Here is a 15,372-nt window from a genome sequence, read left to right as displayed (position 1 = left end):
TCAACCATACCGGCGAGAGTCTTCGTGGCGCGCATTGTGATGAAATTTGGCGGAACCTCGGTCGCGGGCACCGAGCGGATTCGCCGCGTCGCCAATATTGTCCGCGCGCAGGCTGCGGGTGGCAATCAGGTGGCGGTGGTGGTCTCAGCGATGGCGGGGGAGACCGATCGGCTCGTGACCTTCTGCCGCGAGGCGAACCCGCTCTATGATCCCGCCGAATATGACGTGGTGGTCGCCAGCGGGGAGCAGGTGACCAGCGGTCTGCTCGCGCTGACGCTACAAAGCATGGGCTGCAAGGCGCGCAGCTGGCTCGGCTGGCAATTGCCGGTGAAGACCTTTGCCAACCACGCCAATGCGCGGGTGGACGAAATCGAGGCGGAGCGGCTGCTTGAAAGCATGGCGGCGGGCGAGATCGCCGTGATCCCCGGCTTCCAGGGCGTGTCAGACGAGGGCCGCATCACCACCATGGGGCGCGGCGGATCGGATACTTCGGCGGTGGCCGTCGCGGCGGCGATTGGCGCGGACCGGTGCGATGTCTACACCGATGTGGACGGGGTCTACACCACCGATCCGCGCATCGTCGCCCGTGCGCGCAAGATCAAACATATCGCGTTTGAGGAAATGCTCGAACTCGCCAGCGTGGGTGCGAAGGTCTTGCAGACCCGCTCGGTCAGCATGGCCATGAAACACAATGTGCCGGTGCAGGTGCTGTCCTCTTTCGTGGACGAGGATTCGCCGCCCGCCGACAGTCTGCCCGGCACCATGATCGTCTCCGAAAGCGAGATGGCCAAACTTCTGGAGGAAGCCCAAGTGGAACGCCAAACCGTCACCGGTATCGCGCATGACAAGAACGAGGCCCGCGTGGTGCTGACCCGTGTGCCCGACAAGCCGGGCGCGGTCGCCAATATCTTCACCCCGCTGGGCGAGGCGGGGATCAATGTTGACATGATCATCCAGAATGTCGGCCGCGACAAGGGCGAGACCGACGTGACCTTCACCGTCCCGCAGGCCGAACTGGCACGGGCGCAGGCGCTGCTGGAAGACAAGCGCGATAAGATCGGCTTCAACCGCATCATCACCGATGCGAAGGTCGCCAAGATCAGCGTTGTCGGCATGGGCATGAAAAGCCATGCGGGTGTCGCCGCCACCATGTTCAAGGCGCTGGCGGATCGCGGAATCAACGTGCAGGCGATTTCGACTTCGGAAATCAAGGTGAGCGTGCTGATCGACGAGGACGAGACCGAACTGGCAGTGCGCGTGCTGCACACGGCATACGGGCTGGATGCTGAAGAGCCCGCTTAAATTCTCGCTCAGCAAAGCGCTCGAAACGTGGAGCGATTTTGCGCTTGATTGCTGGATGTATGCGATACGCATCGGGCTGGTCGGGTTAGCGAACGTGTGCGTTTGGGGCTTAACGGGGCAATTGAGCGAGTCTTCATTCGCTAACCTTGCCCGAAATTGGCAGAGCCTTTTCGGATCAATCTTTGGCATCGGAGTTCTGGTAGCGCTCGGCTACAGGCTGGACCGCGCTTTCTCGCGTGAGAAAAAGCGACGTGGCCCGCCAGCGAACGGCGGCCGGACTGCGCCGACCCCTCGACCCAAGCGGCGGCAATGGGGTAACAGGAAGCGGAAGAGGAAACCCAAGACATGACCTACACCGCCAAAATCCTCCTGCTCGGCTCGGGTGAGCTGGGGCGCGAATTTGTTATCTCGGCGAAGCGGCTCGGCGCCTGTGTCATCGCCTGCGATTCCTACGATGACGCGCCCGCCATGCAGGTGGCGGATGGCCGTGAAGTTTTCTCGATGCTCGATGGCGAGCGTTTGCGGGACGTCATAGCGGAACACAAACCCGACCTGATCGTGCCGGAAATCGAGGCGATCCGCACGGAGGTGCTAGCCGAGGTTGAGGCGGACGGGTTCACCGTGGTGCCCTCCGCGCGCGCCACTCAAATGACGATGAACCGCGACGCGATCCGCGATCTGGCGGCGAAGGAGCTAGGCCTCAGCACCTCGCGCTACCGTTATGCGAGCAATTACGCCGAGGTGGTGGAAGGCGCGGCGCATACGGGTTTCCCCTGCGTTATCAAGCCAGTAATGTCCTCCTCCGGCAAGGGGCAGAGCACGGTCAAGTCGGCAGAGCAATTGCAGGAGGCATGGGACTATGCCGCTGCCAATATGCGCGGAGACCGGCAGCGGGTGATCGTCGAGCAATTTGTCGATTTCGACTACGAGATCACTCTGCTGACGGTGCGCCACAAAGGCGGCATCACCTTCTGCCCGCCCATCGGGCACAGGCAGGAACGCGGCGATTATCAGGAAAGCTGGCAGCCTACGCCCATGTCCGATGCTGCAATTGCTGCGGCACAGGATATGGCGCGCAAAGTGGTGGAAGAGCTTTGCTCTACCGGATTGGGCTACGGCCTGTTCGGGGTCGAGTTCTTCGTGAAAGGCGACGAGGTCATCTTCTCCGAACTCAGCCCGCGCCCGCACGATACCGGGATGGTGACTTTGGCAAGCCAGACGCTCACCGAATTCGATCTCCACGCCCGCGCGATCATGGGCCTGCCTGTGCCCGAAAGTATCGATGCGCGTCCCGCAGCCTCCGCTGTCATCCTCGCCGAGCGCGACGGGACAGCGCCCCGATATGAAGGCATGGCCAAGGCGATGCGCGAGCCGGGCACCGATATCCGCATTTTCGGCAAGCCCACCACGCGCCCCTATCGCCGCATGGGTGTCGCGCTGGCAACCGGCGCGGACACCGATGAAGCACGCAGCAAAGCGCGGGCAGCGGCGAGTGCTATACGCATCATCTATCCGGAAGACTGCTAGCCAAGATCGTCAGCACTGAAGGGCAGCTGGCGCTTTTCATGCTGCACACTGATCCAGCGCGTGGTGGTGAATGCGTCTACTGCCCAGCGTCCGTTGAACCGGCCGATGCCCGAATTCTTCACACCGCCGAAGGGCGATAGCGGGCTGTCATTCACCGGCGCATCGTTGATGTGGCACATCCCCGATTGGATCTGTTTCGCGACACGCAATGCGCGGCCTGGGTTCTCCGAAAATACCGAAGCAGAAAGCCCATATGTCGTCGCATTCGCAAGCCGGATCGCGTCGTCCTCATCCATGGCTCGCTGGATAGGGCAAACCGGCCCGAAAATCTCGTTGGCGACCAGACAATTGTCCTCGGCGACATCGGTGAATATGTGAGGCGGTATGACGAGGCCATCCGGTTCGCCGCCCAGCGCACAGGTCGCGCCCTGTTCCTTGGCCTTGGCAATCATATCCTGGACGGAATCGAACTGATCGCGATTGACGATGGGGCCGATGAAGCAGTCGGCTGCATCGCGCCTGCCTACTGGCAGCTGCTTCACCCTTTCCACAAAAGCATCAACGAACTGATCGTAAATCCGGTCTTGCACGACAATGCGGTTGGCGATCATGCAAATCTGGCCTTGGTGCATGAACTTGCCCCAAACGCTCGCCTCCACCGCGAAATCGAGATCCGCGTCATCAAGCACGACGATTGGCGAATTGCCGCCGAGTTCGAGTTCGACCTGTTTGATGAGATTGGCATCGAGCGCTGCCTTTCCGACTCCGCGTCCGACGCCGGTAGAACCGGTGAAGGAGACGACCGAGGGAACATCGTGCGCGATCAGCGGATCGCCGATATCCGAACCGCCCCCCGGCAAAACGGAAACAAGGCCTTTGGGTACGCCCGCTTCCTCGCAAATCGCGGCAAAGATGGTGCCGCCTGTTACGATGGAATCGCTCGAAGGTTTGAGCACCACCGCGTTGCCAAGGGCGAGTGCAGGAAACAGGGTGCGACCCGTTAATTGCAACGGGAAGTTCCAAGGGCTGATGAGTGCAACCACACCTGCTGGTTGGCGGTAGGCGCGGCTTTCCTTGCCGGGAATATCCTCGGGCAGTATCAGACCTTCGACCATGAAGGGCAGGACAGCGCCTTTGCGCGCTACGTCGGTGCACAATTTGTGCTCCAATGCAGCCTTCACCTGCGTCCCGCCAATTTCGCGCACAATCCAGTCTGTTATCTCATCCTTCCGGCGCTCCATGACATCGGCGATGCGTTGCAGCACCGCGGCGCGCGCTGCGGGCGGCAGTGCGCCCCATTCCTTCTGTGCTTCGGCAGCAACGTTGCAAGCCTCGTCGACGTCGGCGGCAGTGGCTGCGTTCATGGTGAAAATGGTGGATTCGTCCCAAGGACAAATATTCGTCATTTCGCTACCGGTTCCGGTGCGCCATTCACCGGCGACAAAAATGCGATCAAGGTTTGCATAGGATTGGGTCATGCTGAACGAACGGGGCTTTGGCGGCGCAGTTCCGCTTGCGGGGCGAAAGACCGTATCCTAAGCGCTGCGGGATGAACGACTTTCCAAAGACACATGCGCTGATGGCGCGTGGACGCGAATTTCTCGGCACTGAGCACGCCATTCTGTGCGGCGCTATGAGCTGGGTTTCCGAACGCAATCTGGTCTCCGCGATCAGCAATGGCGGCGGCTTCGGCGTAATCGCATGCGGGGCGATGACACCCGAATTGCTCGACGCGGAAATCGCCGCGACGAAAACGCTGACCACCAAGCCCTTTGGCGTGAACCTCATCACCATGCACCCGGCGCTGTTCGATCTGATCGAGGTGTGCGCGCGGCATGAGATTTCGCACGTCGTGCTTGCAGGCGGCATTCCGCCCAAAGGCAGTGTCGAGGCGATCAAGGCGTTTGGTGGCAAAGTGCTCGTCTTCGCGCCCACGCTGGCGCTCGCCAAGAAGCTGCTGCGCTCAGGCGCGGATGCGCTGGTGATTGAGGGGATGGAAGCGGGCGGCCATATCGGGCCTGTCTCCACCAGCGTGCTGGCGCAGGAATTCCTGCCAGAGCTGGCGGCGGATTTCGTCGTGTTCGTGGCAGGAGGCATCGGGCGCGGGGAAGCGATTGCCGGCTATCTGGAAATGGGCGCGAGCGGCGTGCAGCTCGGCACACGCTTCGCCTGCGCGACCGAAAGCATCGCGCATCCCGATTTCAAGAAGGCGTTCTTCCGCGCCAACGCCCGCGATGCGGTGGCGAGTGTACAGGTCGATCCGCGCCTGCCCGTCATCCCCGTGCGTGCGCTGAAGAACAAGGGCACCGAGGAATTCACCGCCAAGCAGCGCGAAGTCGCCGCCATTCTCGATGCAGGCGAAATCGAAATGGGCGAGGCGCAATTGCAGATCGAGCATTACTGGGCAGGCGCGCTGCGCCGCGCAGTGATCGATGGCGATGTGGAGAACGGGTCGCTGATGGCCGGCCAAAGTGTCGGCATGGTCAAGGCTGAAGAGCCTGCCGCCGATATCATCGCGCAATTGATGGCCGAAAGCGAGGCGGCACTTTCCGCGCGCTAGCGGCGCGCGCTTCGCAGCGCGGCAGAACTCTGATATGTCATGCAAATGGCAGCGATTCAGATGTTTTCGCAGCAGCGCTTTGACCGGGACAACCGTCTGCGGCCGCTCGTTCTCGCGCTGGTCATTCTCGCGCATTTGCTAGCCGCGCTGCTTATCCTGCGGCTGTTTTCAGATGTCGGGGAAGCAGAAACCCGCGAGACACCGCTTGCGGTTCTGGAAGGAATTGTCCTTCCACCACCGCTGGAGGAGCCTGACCCTCCTGAGTCTCCTGTAGTTGAGGAAGCCGCCTCCGGCCTTGCGGGAGGCAGCAGCCGGGCGGGCTTGACAAGCGGCGGACCCGGCACCCGTGCCGAACGCGCCCGCCGACAATTACCGGACCCGGCTTTGCGGCTCGCAAGGCTCGATGTGTCTGCTGGCGGAGACGGCCCGGATATCGATCTCGACCGCTTGGGCGATATTGCCGGGATCGTCCGAGGTGTGGGCGCAGGAACAGGGAGCGGGCGCGGCACAGGCCATGGCAGCGGGCTCGGTAATGACGGCACTGGCGCAGGAGGCGTCGATACCACGCGAAATGTCAGCTGGTCACCGCGTTTCGATCGCCGTGTTATCCAGCGGCTTATGCCGCGCGCGGCACGCCGCCAGCGCATTTACGGACTGGTCGTGCTCGAATGCACCGCTTTGCGCGATGACCGCGTCGCCGATTGCGTGGTGATCGAGGAGCACCCGCAAGGACTCGGTTTCGGCGAGGCAGCGCTTGCGGCGCAGCCCCATTTGCTCCTGCAGGTGACCGATGCCAGCGGCTCGCGAATATATGGCGAACGCATTCGCCCCTATATCGAATTCCGCGTCCGCTAGGCCACATTTCGGGCCAGGCGCCAGCCCCGGAAATGCGCAGTTGCAAGAATTGTAAAACTCTCCTTTCAATTGCCTCGGAAAAATGTAAAATTGCTGCATTGCAACATTGCGGTCGAATCATTGCGATTCCGGGGGATCCATGCCGACACGTGTTCTTATTGCCTATTGCCTGATAGCCTTTGTTCTGCTGCTCGTTGGCTGGGGAATTGCCGCGCTGCTGCGTCGGCGCAAGCGCCAACGCGATTTGCGCCGCGGGCGAACCGGTAACTGATCCGGCGCACGCTCCGAAGTTTCTTGCCAACCGGTGTGGCCGGTGGAACATCCCACCTGCGCCTGCGTTGGCGGGTAAACTTCAGGAGATCCGGGTATGTGCGACGAACACCATTTCAATGCCAAGGCGGCAATGACCCGTCGCCAGTTCGGGGCCTTCGGAACCGTTGGAGCTTTGGCCGCCTGCGCCCCAGTCGGCGGCATGGACGGTGTTGGCGGTATCACCCAGCGCAACGTCACTTTCGCCGCTGACGGCGGCACGATGGACGGGGTTTTCCTACACCGCGCCGGGGAAAGCAATCCCGGTGTAATCCTGTGGCCCGACATTGCCGGCCTGCGCCCTGCCAAAATCGAAATGGGACGCCGGTTGGCGGCTGAAGGCTATGCCGTGTTGGTCGCCAATCCCTATTACCGCTCGGTTGCGGGCCAGCAATTTGCCGATTTCGACGATTGGCGCAGCGATGACGGCTGGAACCGCGTCGGCCCGTGGCGCGAGGCGAACACGCCCGAAAATGTCATGCGCACCGCTGGCAGTGTGGTTGCATGGCTTGATGCGCAAGACGAAGTCGATAGCGCACGCGGCATCGGCAATCAGGGCTATTGCATGACCGGCAGCTGGACGATTTACGCCGCCTCTGCAGTGCCAGACCGGATCAAGGCCGCGGGCAGCTTCCACAGCGGCGGGTTGACGCGAGGCGAGGCGATGGCGCCGGTCAATCTGCTGGCGGGGCTGCCAGCCGATACCGGCGTGCTGATCGGCGAAGCACGCGATGACGCGGCTGCGCGCGCCGACATGGTGCCGCAATTACAAGCTGCCGCCAGCGCGGCAAGTGCGCAAGTGAGTGTCGAAATCTATGACGGTGATCACGGCTGGACGGTGCTCGATAGCCCTGCCTATGCGCAGGCCGAGGCAGATCGCGCATGGGCAAATCTGCTGGCGCTTTACGCCGCCAGACTCTGATCGGGCGTCCGTCCGAATCCACTTGGTTGCGGCAGCGCCTTGGGTATAGTGTATCACAGACTAGAGAGCCCGCCGCACTGATGAGCGGGCCGACCACAAACGGAGAGAGAAATGACCGAGCAGCGCCTCGTTAAGGCCCATTGTGACTGGTATGCGGGCGAGGAAATCCTCGACACGACAATCGGGGGGCTGCTGCGCGAACAAGCCGCGAAAAATGGTGATGCCGAAGCGCTCGTCGAAGGCCGCATGGACGGCACCACCGGTCGCCGCTGGACTTATGCCGAATTGCTCGCCGATGCCGAGCGCCTTGCCAAGGGATTTGCCACCCGCTTCCAGCCGGGCGAGCGGATCGCCGTGTGGGGGCCGAACATCCCCGAATGGGTGCTGGTCGAATATGCCTGCGCTTTGGCGGGCCTCACGCTGGTGACGGTCAACCCCGCCTACCAGAAGCGTGAGCTTGATTATGTGCTGCGCCAGTCGGGCAGCGTGGCGCTGTTCCTGATCAAGGAAGTGCGTGGCAATCCGGTGGCGGAAATCGGCAAGGCGGTGTGCGCCGAGATTCCCCATGTGCGCGAAGTCGTTGACATGATGGACGAAGCCGCGATGTTCACCGATCCTTCGGGCACTCTGCCCGATGTGGACACCAATGATCCGGCGCAGATCCAGTATACGTCGGGCACGACCGGCTTCCCCAAGGGCGTCGTACTCTCGCACCGCAACCTTACCAACAATGCGCGCATTTTCGCCAAGACCGGTAATCTGCCTGACCGGCAGTCGACCATCGGCCTGACGCCGTTGTTCCACACGATGGGCTGTTCGATGGGCGTGCTCGGATCGCTGCAAACGGCGGCGAAATATGTGCCGCTGCCTTTCTTCGAGCCCAATGCCGCATTGACGATCATGGAAGCGGAGAAGGTCAGCTGGACGCTGGCCGTGCCGACCATGGCGGTGGCGATGATCGCGACGCAGCGGGCGAACCCGCGCGATCTGTCTTCAATGCAGCTGATCGGCATGGGCGGCGCGATGGTCGCGCCGGAGCTTGCCAAGGCAGCCGAAGCGGTGCTGGGCGCGAAGGCGCTGGTCGCCTACGGTCAGACCGAAAGCAGCCCCGTTATCACCAGCGCGCGCCCGAGCGATTCGCTGGAAGATATCACGACCACCATCGGCCGCCCTGCACTGGGCACCGAAGTCGGCATCTTCGACCCTGCTACCAATGAAATCGTCGATTGCGGTGTTGTCGGCGAAATCCGCTCGCGCGGCTATGCGACAATGCTCGGCTATCACGAGAACCCCGAGGCCACTGCCGAGGCGATCGATGCCGACGGCTGGCTGCACACCGGCGACCTAGGCACGATGGATGATCGCGGCTTCGTGCGCATCACGGGCCGCGTGAAAGAGATGATCATCCGCGGCGGCGAAAACCTCTTCCCCGCCGAGATCGAGAATGTTCTCGCCGAGCATGAAGGCGTCGCCGAATGCGCGGTCTTCGGCGTGCCAGACGAAGTGCTGGGCGAAGCGGTTGCCGCCTGCGTGCGCATGAATGAGGGCCACAGCTTCGATGAAGAAGCCTTGCGCGCGCACGTCCGCTCGCAAATCGCGCCGCAGAAATGCCCAGCATATTGGGAGGAGGTCACCGAATGGCCGCTAACCGGTTCGGGCAAGATCCAGAAATTCAAGCTGCGCGACCAGTTTATTGCGAAGCATATCGGCGAGAAGGCGGAAGGTGTTCTGGGGGGGTAGCCTACCCTTTTAGCCAGTTGACTTGCCATCAAATTCCGTCAATTTCAGTCCCTCTTGAAAAGGGGGGCTTCAAGTGAAAAGGACTTTCGCATTACGTCTGGCGCTGGTTTCAGCGGCCAGTCTCTTGGTTTTTTCGCAAGCAGCCGTAGCGCAGCAAACCAACAGCAGAACATCAAGTGCATCTGGCGTAGCTACAACCGACACATTTGACCCGGACGGGTATTACCGGATGCGGGTCACAATGGACTATGAAGGGCAGGCGAACCGCTTCTCGACTGCGCACTGTCCGACCGGCAATATTCTTAACTTCGACATTTCCCAGCTGCTCGCCCGGGAATCGTCCCACACGCTCACCATCGGAATCGAAACGCCGGCCATCGCGGTGACCGAAGCGCAGCTGTATAATATCGAAGTCAGCCGTGAGGGCGGTATTCTGAACGATCTTGGCGGCTTGATTGGCGTGGGGAAAAGCGAGTGTGTTTCAAGCTTTCACCGGGTCGATCTGCGCACGCCGTTAATGACTGTTGCGGGGAATGACGCCTTAAGATGGACAGTGGGAGTGCGCTTTACCGAACAGAAAGATGCGCCGACACTGGTCAATACTGTGCTTCCCGAATTGCCTTTCAATTTTCTCAGGGAGGCAGGCAGCCTCGAAGGCAAGCTGTCGGACGCCTATTCGCAGACTAACCGGATCGTAGACCGGACCGATCTTAGCCTAGCAGCCGGCGGCACACGAAGCGACGAATGGCAGATACCGGGTGATCCGGCGCGCAGCATTCCCGACGTGCGCATCAGAGCTGCGCTGGAACCTGTGCCGAGCTATTTCACGCGCCCGGCCGCAGGGTGGACGCCCAACGCTGTCCTGCGAACTCCCATGCCGGCAGGCACCCCGGGAGGCGCGACGACTTTCGGGGAAATGGCAAGGGCTGTTCCGGGCTTCGTCGAAATGATCAGCAGCAACCAGCCCGAAGCCTTCGATATTGCCTGCCGCCAATATACCAACGAACTTTCAGATCGTGGCTTCTCGAATTCCGATCAGGCATTGCTTGTTTGGGCGGCTGCAGTTGGTCGGGCCAACCTTGCAAACGATCCGCGCATCTATGATCGGATGTGCTTGGAGCAGACCTTTGTGATCCTCGCTGCGCGGGCCGACACGCAGGATATCGATTCCTCACCGGTGGGCGCTGTTCCGGACCCGGTCGTTCCGGATCGGACGGCTATGCAGCGCACAATTGAAACAGGCCTGCCGCTAATCGGCTATTTCAGGCGCAGCCCTTGGCAGGTACGCAGACCGCTGGCGCTCGCCCTGTTCGACTTTGATCGGCGCGTGAACGGCCAGCATATCGGCCTTGCGTTCTTCGATCAGGCCGGCCTCGGCATCTTGCAGCAAAGCGAAATGACCTTGTCCAATCCCGATCAGTGGGAGTTGAACCGGAACCAACCCTCGCCATTCGCTAGCGAAGTAGGGTGCTATTCCTACATCGAAGGTGATGATGGGGCGCAATCGCGTATGATCGCCCTTGCCGATTTCGGTGAGGGCGGGGAGCCACGAGAGATCGTAATCGACGCGCTCTTCAGCCCGACCATTCCCGGGCAGGCCGCGCGCATCGACACGTTGGTGCTGCGGGAGCCAGAAGCCGATGATCTCGCGCGCATCCGGGCGGACCATGCCGGCGCATGTAACGTCTTCGGCTGGAGGGCCTCGATACTTGATTTGGCAACGGAGGAAGGCTCTGAAGCGTCCGCAGAAGAAGGAGGCGCACCAGCCGAAAGCGGGGATTAGTCTGACTTCATAAGGGCAAGCATAAATACGGCTTTTCGCCGATGAAGCGCCGTTATGCCGACCATTGCTAGCGGGACCACAGAAAAGCCGTCATCCGTGCAAATCTGGGATGCGCGCTAACACCTACAAAATCGACTGCCCCGTGCTCGCCCAATCCTTCAGGAAGCCGTCAATGCCCTTGTCGGTCAGCACGTGATTGAACAGCGCGTGGATCACTTTGGGCGGTGCGGTCATCACGTCGGCGCCGATGCGCGCGCTTTCCAGCACGTGGACGACATGGCGCACGCTGGCGACGAGGATTTCGGTCTCGAAGGCGTAATTGTCGTAGATCAGGCGGATGTCGCGGATCAGGTCCATGCCATCAGTACCGTTGTCATCATGCCGCCCGACGAAAGGCGAGACGAAAGTCGCCCCGGCTTTGGCTGCGAGAAGCGCCTGGTTGGCAGAGAAGCACAAGGTGACATTCACCATCGTGCCATCATCGGTCAGCGCCTTGCAGGTCTTCAGCCCGTCCACCGTCAGCGGCACTTTGATGCAGACATTATCCGCGATCTTGCGCAGGACTTCGGCCTCTTTCATCATGGTCGCATGATCGAGCGCGACGACTTCGGCGCTCACCGGCCCGTCGACAATATCGCAAATCTCCTTGGTGACTTCCATGAAGTCGCGGCCCGACTTGGCGATCAGCGAAGGGTTGGTCGTCACCCCGTCGAGCAGGCCGGTGGCGGCGAGATCGCGGATATCTTCAAGTTCGGCAGTGTCGGCGAAGAATTTCATGGAAGAGGCGTCCTTATCTCTGGCGCGGCGAATCGTTACACAATCCTATAGGCGTTACGCCGCCTCCGGCGCCACCGCGGGCAGGGCGATTTCCTCTGCTGGATAGCCTTGGTGCGCTAAGGACGCGGCGCGCGTGTCGCTGAACCTTCCATGGCGGCGATACTTGACCATCCAGCGATCAAGGAACAGGCCCAGCGGCCTAGGCGCGATGCCCAGATCCTTGAGCTGCTTATTGTCCGTGCTCGCGGTGCTTCCGCTTTTCAGCATGGCGAGCTGATCGGAATTCATCGGCGTGCCGGGCAACGCGGCGAAGATTTTGGCCAGCGGATCGGGCATCGGGAAGAAGGTTCGCTTGCGGCCTTGGCTCGCCGCGATCATTGCATTGATCTGCATCATCGACAGCGCCTCGGGCCCTGCCGCCTCGAACACTTTGCCGCCATGCTTGGCCGGATCTTCCAGCGCCGCGACAATAGCTGCGGCCACATCATCGACCCACACCAGCTGGAATTTCGATTCCGCGCCGAATACCGGCATAACCGGCATCATCTGCACCATATCGGCAAACATCGGGATCAGCCCCGCTTCCTCGCCGAACACGACCGAGGGGCGGATCACGCTCGCCTTGGGGAAGGCCTCTAGCACCTGCCGTTCGCCATCGGCCTTGGTGCGGTAATAGCCCGTCTCGGCCTCCAGATCGGCACCGATCGCCGAGACATAGACGAACCCGCTCGCGCTCTGGGCCGCCGCAACCCGCGCCGCGTGGCCCGCGCTGTCGGCCTGAAGGCGCTTCTGGTCACCATCGAAAGTGCCGATCAGATAAACGACATAGTCCGATCCGTTGACGCAGGCTTCGACACTGCGCGTATCGGCGGCGTTGCAGCGGGCGAACTGGATTTGTCCCAGATTGGCGAGCGGCTTCAGCGTAAAGGCCATTTCCGGCTCGCGCGCAGCGATCCGCACCCGCGCCCCGCGTTCGAGCAGATCCTGCGCCAGATGCGTGCCGATAAATCCGCTGCCACCGATCAGCGTGACGAGCTTGCCATTGAGCGGAGATGTCTGTGCCATTGCGGCTATCCTTCAAGCGAAAAGCGACGGTCGTTGCGCGCCCTATGCACAGCGATGCCGCGCTGGGCAATCCTCTCTATCGCCTATCGCCCGGCCACCGCAATGCGGTCACCCGATCTCGCGCACGAATTGCGCAAAACCCGCGTTGACTCACAGCCAAGCCTATCCTAGAGGCGCGCTCCTACCAAACAGCGGAGCGCAAGCTCGTGCTGATTGATGTGTGCCCAGATGGCGGAATTGGTAGACGCACCGTCTTCAGGTGGCGGCGCTCGCAAGGGCGTGGAGGTTCGAGTCCTCTTCTGGGCACCATCGCTTTAAGTAATTGAAATATCGAGTTAAAATGCCGTGAATGTGAGTCTTCGTTGATCACTTAAGGCACTTGTCTCTGCTTGCCGGCCACGATTGCTTCGGTGCGGGCGATCGCCCTTTCCATGAAGCGGTCGTAGATGCTCTCGTGGATCAGCGCGCGGCTGGGGCAGGTGCAGACCTCGCCTTGGTTGAGCGCGAACATCACGAAGCCTTCGATGGCCTTGTCGAAATAATCATCCTCTTCGCGGCATACGTCGGAAAAGAAAATGTTCGGGCTCTTGCCGCCGAGTTCCAGCGTCACGGGAATCAGGTTCTCGCTCGCATACTGCATGATCAGACGTCCGGTCGTCGTCTCTCCGGTAAAGGCGATCTTGGCGATCCGGTTGCTGCTGGCGAGCGGCTTGCCCGCTTCGAGGCCGACCACGCCGAGCGGCTCGTGGAAATGGTAGGCAAGCGTATCGTGATCGATTTCGGAAATGTTGCCTTCCTGCGAGCGAATGCAGCCGGCGAAATAGCGGAAATGATCGATGGCCAGCGTAATGTCGGCCGCCATCGTCTCGCGCAGCGGCTTTCCGTTATCCCACGTCTCCGCAATGGCGAGCTTTTCGAGGTTTTCCTCCATCCGGTCGGCGATGCGGTTCAGGATCAGGGCGCGCTCGCCCGCGCTGGTGCGGCCCCAGGATTGCTTGGCGGCATGAGCGGCATCGAGCGCCGCCTCGACATCGGCCGCCTGGCTTCGCGCGATCTTGCCGACCGCCTTTCCGGTTACCGATGAGATGTTGTCGAAATGGCGCCCGTCCTTCGGAGCAACCCATTTGCCGCCAATGAAATTGTCGCATCGCTCCGCGAACGGTGCGATCATCGATGTGGCCGGATTGGTCTGTATGTCCATGTTGTCATCCTCTCAAATTCGCCGGGCCCTCCCGGTCGCGAGGATGATGGTTCCGTCAAAACGAATGGATTAACAAAGGGCGCAACTGGTGAGCAGATGAGACCGTCTCGTTATCGAGACACTATGAACCAATCTACGAAATCAGTCGCGCGTCAGGCCCGCCTTATCCATTCGGCGATAAAGCGTGGCCCGACCGATCGCGAACAATTTCGCTGCTTTCGTGGTATTCCCCACCAGATTCCCTCAGGGCCCTCCGCAGCACGGCTCCTTCTGAGTCGTGGAAGAAAATGCCCTCGTCGCGCCCAAGAATGTCTGACGCCGTGCGGCGCGCTTCTAAACAGGCATCAGTCAGACCGAAACGATGCCGTGCCGCGAAGGTCGCGCCGACTACAAGATCGTCGCGATCCACCGCCAGCAAGGCAGCATGGCCGCCAGGCAGATTGGCGTCGATGATCCGGTGCGCGGCAAAATGCTTGCGGAATACGCCGCTCTCGATGCGGTGCGCCGCGTCCTGGACAATGTTCTGCACCAGTATACCCATTGCGGCGCTGTGATCGTCGCGGCAATTCGAGATATCAAGCGCGCCGACAAGCTGACCGGTCGCATCGCGAACAGGTGCGTCCATGCAGCTGATGCCGATATTGCGGCTGGCGAAATGCTCGTCGCGGTGAATTGTAACGGGCCGCGCCTCGACTAGGCAAGTGCCGATACCATTGGTGCCTTCGCGGCTTTCACTCCACACTCCGCCGGGGGTCAGACCCACCCGGTCGAAGAGTTCGCGATCCCCCGCCAGACTGCGCGTTTCCAGAACGACACCGTCATTATCGGACAGCATGACGGCACAGCCGGTCGCGGAAACGGTCTGGAACAGCTGATCGAGGAGCGGCCGCGCGACTTCCAGCATCAGCTCATGACGCTGCCGCCGTTCCGTAAGGTCGATGCCGGAGACGAGCTCCTCCGCACGATTGGCACCCGCATCGAGACCGTGCTTCAGGCCGGAACGGCACCAGCTCGCTGCGACAAGCGAATGCGCGGCGCTTTACGGGGATTGCAAAACCTCTTCGACAATGGCTTCGTGTCGCTCCCTCATCGTGTTCAGATATCGCAAATCATCGAAAGTCGCTAGAGTTACCGCGAACCGAAGGCGGCTTTCGGGCAAAGGACGCGCGCATACGGCGGAACCCTGTTTCTCGACAATGTCGGGGAGATGGAAGGTGTTATCCGGTCGCGGCTGGTATCGGCATTGGAAACCCGCACTCTGTTGCCACTGGGCGCAGAACGCGAGCGCAAGCTCGACTTCCGGGTCATCGTCGCGGCGAGAGAGAGTTCTG

The 15,372-nt window shown here is 61.3% G+C and carries 13 protein-coding genes, 1 tRNA gene and 3 pseudogenes; 11 read left to right on the top strand and 6 right to left on the bottom strand.

The window, feature by feature from the left end:
• Positions 1 to 24: 24 nt before the first annotated feature.
• On the top strand, positions 25 to 1,302 hold the full coding sequence (locus tag ACS0VV_RS12625) for an aspartate kinase (protein WP_483533042.1): 1,278 nt from the start codon (positions 25 to 27) through the stop codon (positions 1,300 to 1,302).
• 345 nt (positions 1,303 to 1,647) lie between these two features.
• A complete protein-coding gene (purT, locus tag ACS0VV_RS12620) occupies positions 1,648 to 2,829 on the top strand; it encodes a formate-dependent phosphoribosylglycinamide formyltransferase (RefSeq protein WP_483533041.1) in 1,182 nt (393 codons plus the stop codon).
• On the opposite strand, the gene ACS0VV_RS12615 is transcribed toward purT, so the two are convergent.
• The gene (locus ACS0VV_RS12615) at positions 2,826 to 4,307 is read right to left on the bottom strand and encodes an aldehyde dehydrogenase family protein (protein WP_483533040.1); all 1,482 of its coding nucleotides are present in this window, start codon (positions 4,305 to 4,307) and stop codon (positions 2,826 to 2,828) included. The two genes, purT and ACS0VV_RS12615, sit on opposite strands and share 4 nt — an antisense overlap.
• A gap of 71 nt (positions 4,308 to 4,378) precedes the next feature.
• On the opposite strand from ACS0VV_RS12615, the gene ACS0VV_RS12610 reads away from it, so the two are divergent.
• From ACS0VV_RS12610 to ACS0VV_RS12585, 6 genes are all read left to right on the top strand, one after another.
• Positions 4,379 to 5,389, top strand: coding sequence for an NAD(P)H-dependent flavin oxidoreductase (locus tag ACS0VV_RS12610; protein ID WP_483533039.1), 1,011 nt, complete (start codon positions 4,379 to 4,381; stop codon positions 5,387 to 5,389).
• A gap of 45 nt (positions 5,390 to 5,434) precedes the next feature.
• Positions 5,435 to 6,244 (top strand): energy transducer TonB, encoded by an 810-nt coding sequence (locus ACS0VV_RS12605; RefSeq protein ID WP_483533038.1) that lies wholly within the window; start codon positions 5,435 to 5,437, stop codon positions 6,242 to 6,244.
• A gap of 139 nt (positions 6,245 to 6,383) precedes the next feature.
• The gene (locus ACS0VV_RS12600) at positions 6,384 to 6,515 is read left to right on the top strand and encodes a hypothetical protein (RefSeq protein WP_483533037.1); all 132 of its coding nucleotides are present in this window, start codon (positions 6,384 to 6,386) and stop codon (positions 6,513 to 6,515) included.
• 96 nt (positions 6,516 to 6,611) lie between these two features.
• Entirely contained in the window at positions 6,612 to 7,475 is an 864-nt protein-coding gene (locus ACS0VV_RS12595) for a dienelactone hydrolase family protein (protein WP_483533036.1), read from the top strand.
• A 111-nt stretch (positions 7,476 to 7,586) separates the two neighbouring features.
• Complete coding sequence (locus ACS0VV_RS12590; protein WP_483533035.1) at positions 7,587 to 9,215, top strand: AMP-binding protein; 1,629 nt, start codon at positions 7,587 to 7,589, stop codon at positions 9,213 to 9,215.
• Between the two features lie 73 nt (positions 9,216 to 9,288).
• Entirely contained in the window at positions 9,289 to 10,998 is a 1,710-nt protein-coding gene (locus ACS0VV_RS12585; RefSeq protein WP_483533034.1) for a hypothetical protein, read from the top strand.
• A 123-nt stretch (positions 10,999 to 11,121) separates the two neighbouring features.
• Here ACS0VV_RS12585 and fsa read toward each other — a convergent pair whose 3' ends face one another.
• Both fsa and ACS0VV_RS12575 read right to left on the bottom strand, forming a co-directional pair.
• Positions 11,122 to 11,775 carry a fructose-6-phosphate aldolase gene (fsa, locus tag ACS0VV_RS12580; RefSeq protein WP_483533033.1) on the bottom strand — a complete coding sequence of 218 codons (654 nt, stop codon included), beginning with the start codon at positions 11,773 to 11,775 and terminating at the stop codon, positions 11,122 to 11,124.
• A gap of 54 nt (positions 11,776 to 11,829) precedes the next feature.
• A complete protein-coding gene (locus tag ACS0VV_RS12575; RefSeq protein ID WP_483533032.1) occupies positions 11,830 to 12,840 on the bottom strand; it encodes an NmrA family NAD(P)-binding protein in 1,011 nt (336 codons plus the stop codon).
• Positions 12,841 to 13,062: 222 nt separating this feature from the next.
• Between ACS0VV_RS12575 and ACS0VV_RS12570 the strand changes: the two genes are divergently transcribed.
• Positions 13,063 to 13,149 (top strand) — tRNA-Leu (locus ACS0VV_RS12570).
• A gap of 82 nt (positions 13,150 to 13,231) precedes the next feature.
• Here the strand turns inward: ACS0VV_RS12570 and ACS0VV_RS12565 are convergent.
• From ACS0VV_RS12565 to ACS0VV_RS12555, 3 genes and pseudogenes are all read right to left on the bottom strand, one after another.
• Positions 13,232 to 14,041: pseudogene (locus ACS0VV_RS12565) on the bottom strand (aldehyde dehydrogenase family protein); the annotation flags it as partial.
• 141 nt (positions 14,042 to 14,182) lie between these two features.
• Positions 14,183 to 14,275 (bottom strand): helix-turn-helix domain-containing protein, encoded by a 93-nt coding sequence (locus ACS0VV_RS12560; protein WP_483533031.1) that lies wholly within the window; start codon positions 14,273 to 14,275, stop codon positions 14,183 to 14,185.
• A 331-nt stretch (positions 14,276 to 14,606) separates the two neighbouring features.
• Positions 14,607 to 14,945: pseudogene (locus ACS0VV_RS12555) on the bottom strand (GAF domain-containing protein); the annotation flags it as partial.
• Between the two features lie 6 nt (positions 14,946 to 14,951).
• On the opposite strand from ACS0VV_RS12555, the gene ACS0VV_RS12550 reads away from it, so the two are divergent.
• On the top strand, positions 14,952 to 15,167 hold the full coding sequence (locus ACS0VV_RS12550; protein WP_483533030.1) for a hypothetical protein: 216 nt from the start codon (positions 14,952 to 14,954) through the stop codon (positions 15,165 to 15,167).
• A 39-nt stretch (positions 15,168 to 15,206) separates the two neighbouring features.
• Positions 15,207 to 15,356: pseudogene (locus tag ACS0VV_RS12545) on the top strand (sigma 54-interacting transcriptional regulator); the annotation flags it as partial.
• Positions 15,357 to 15,372: the final 16 nt, after the last annotated feature.

The sequence above is a fragment of the Aurantiacibacter sp. KMU-128 genome (genome assembly GCF_056933515.1).
This window is presented reverse-complemented; position numbering and strand designations above follow the sequence as displayed.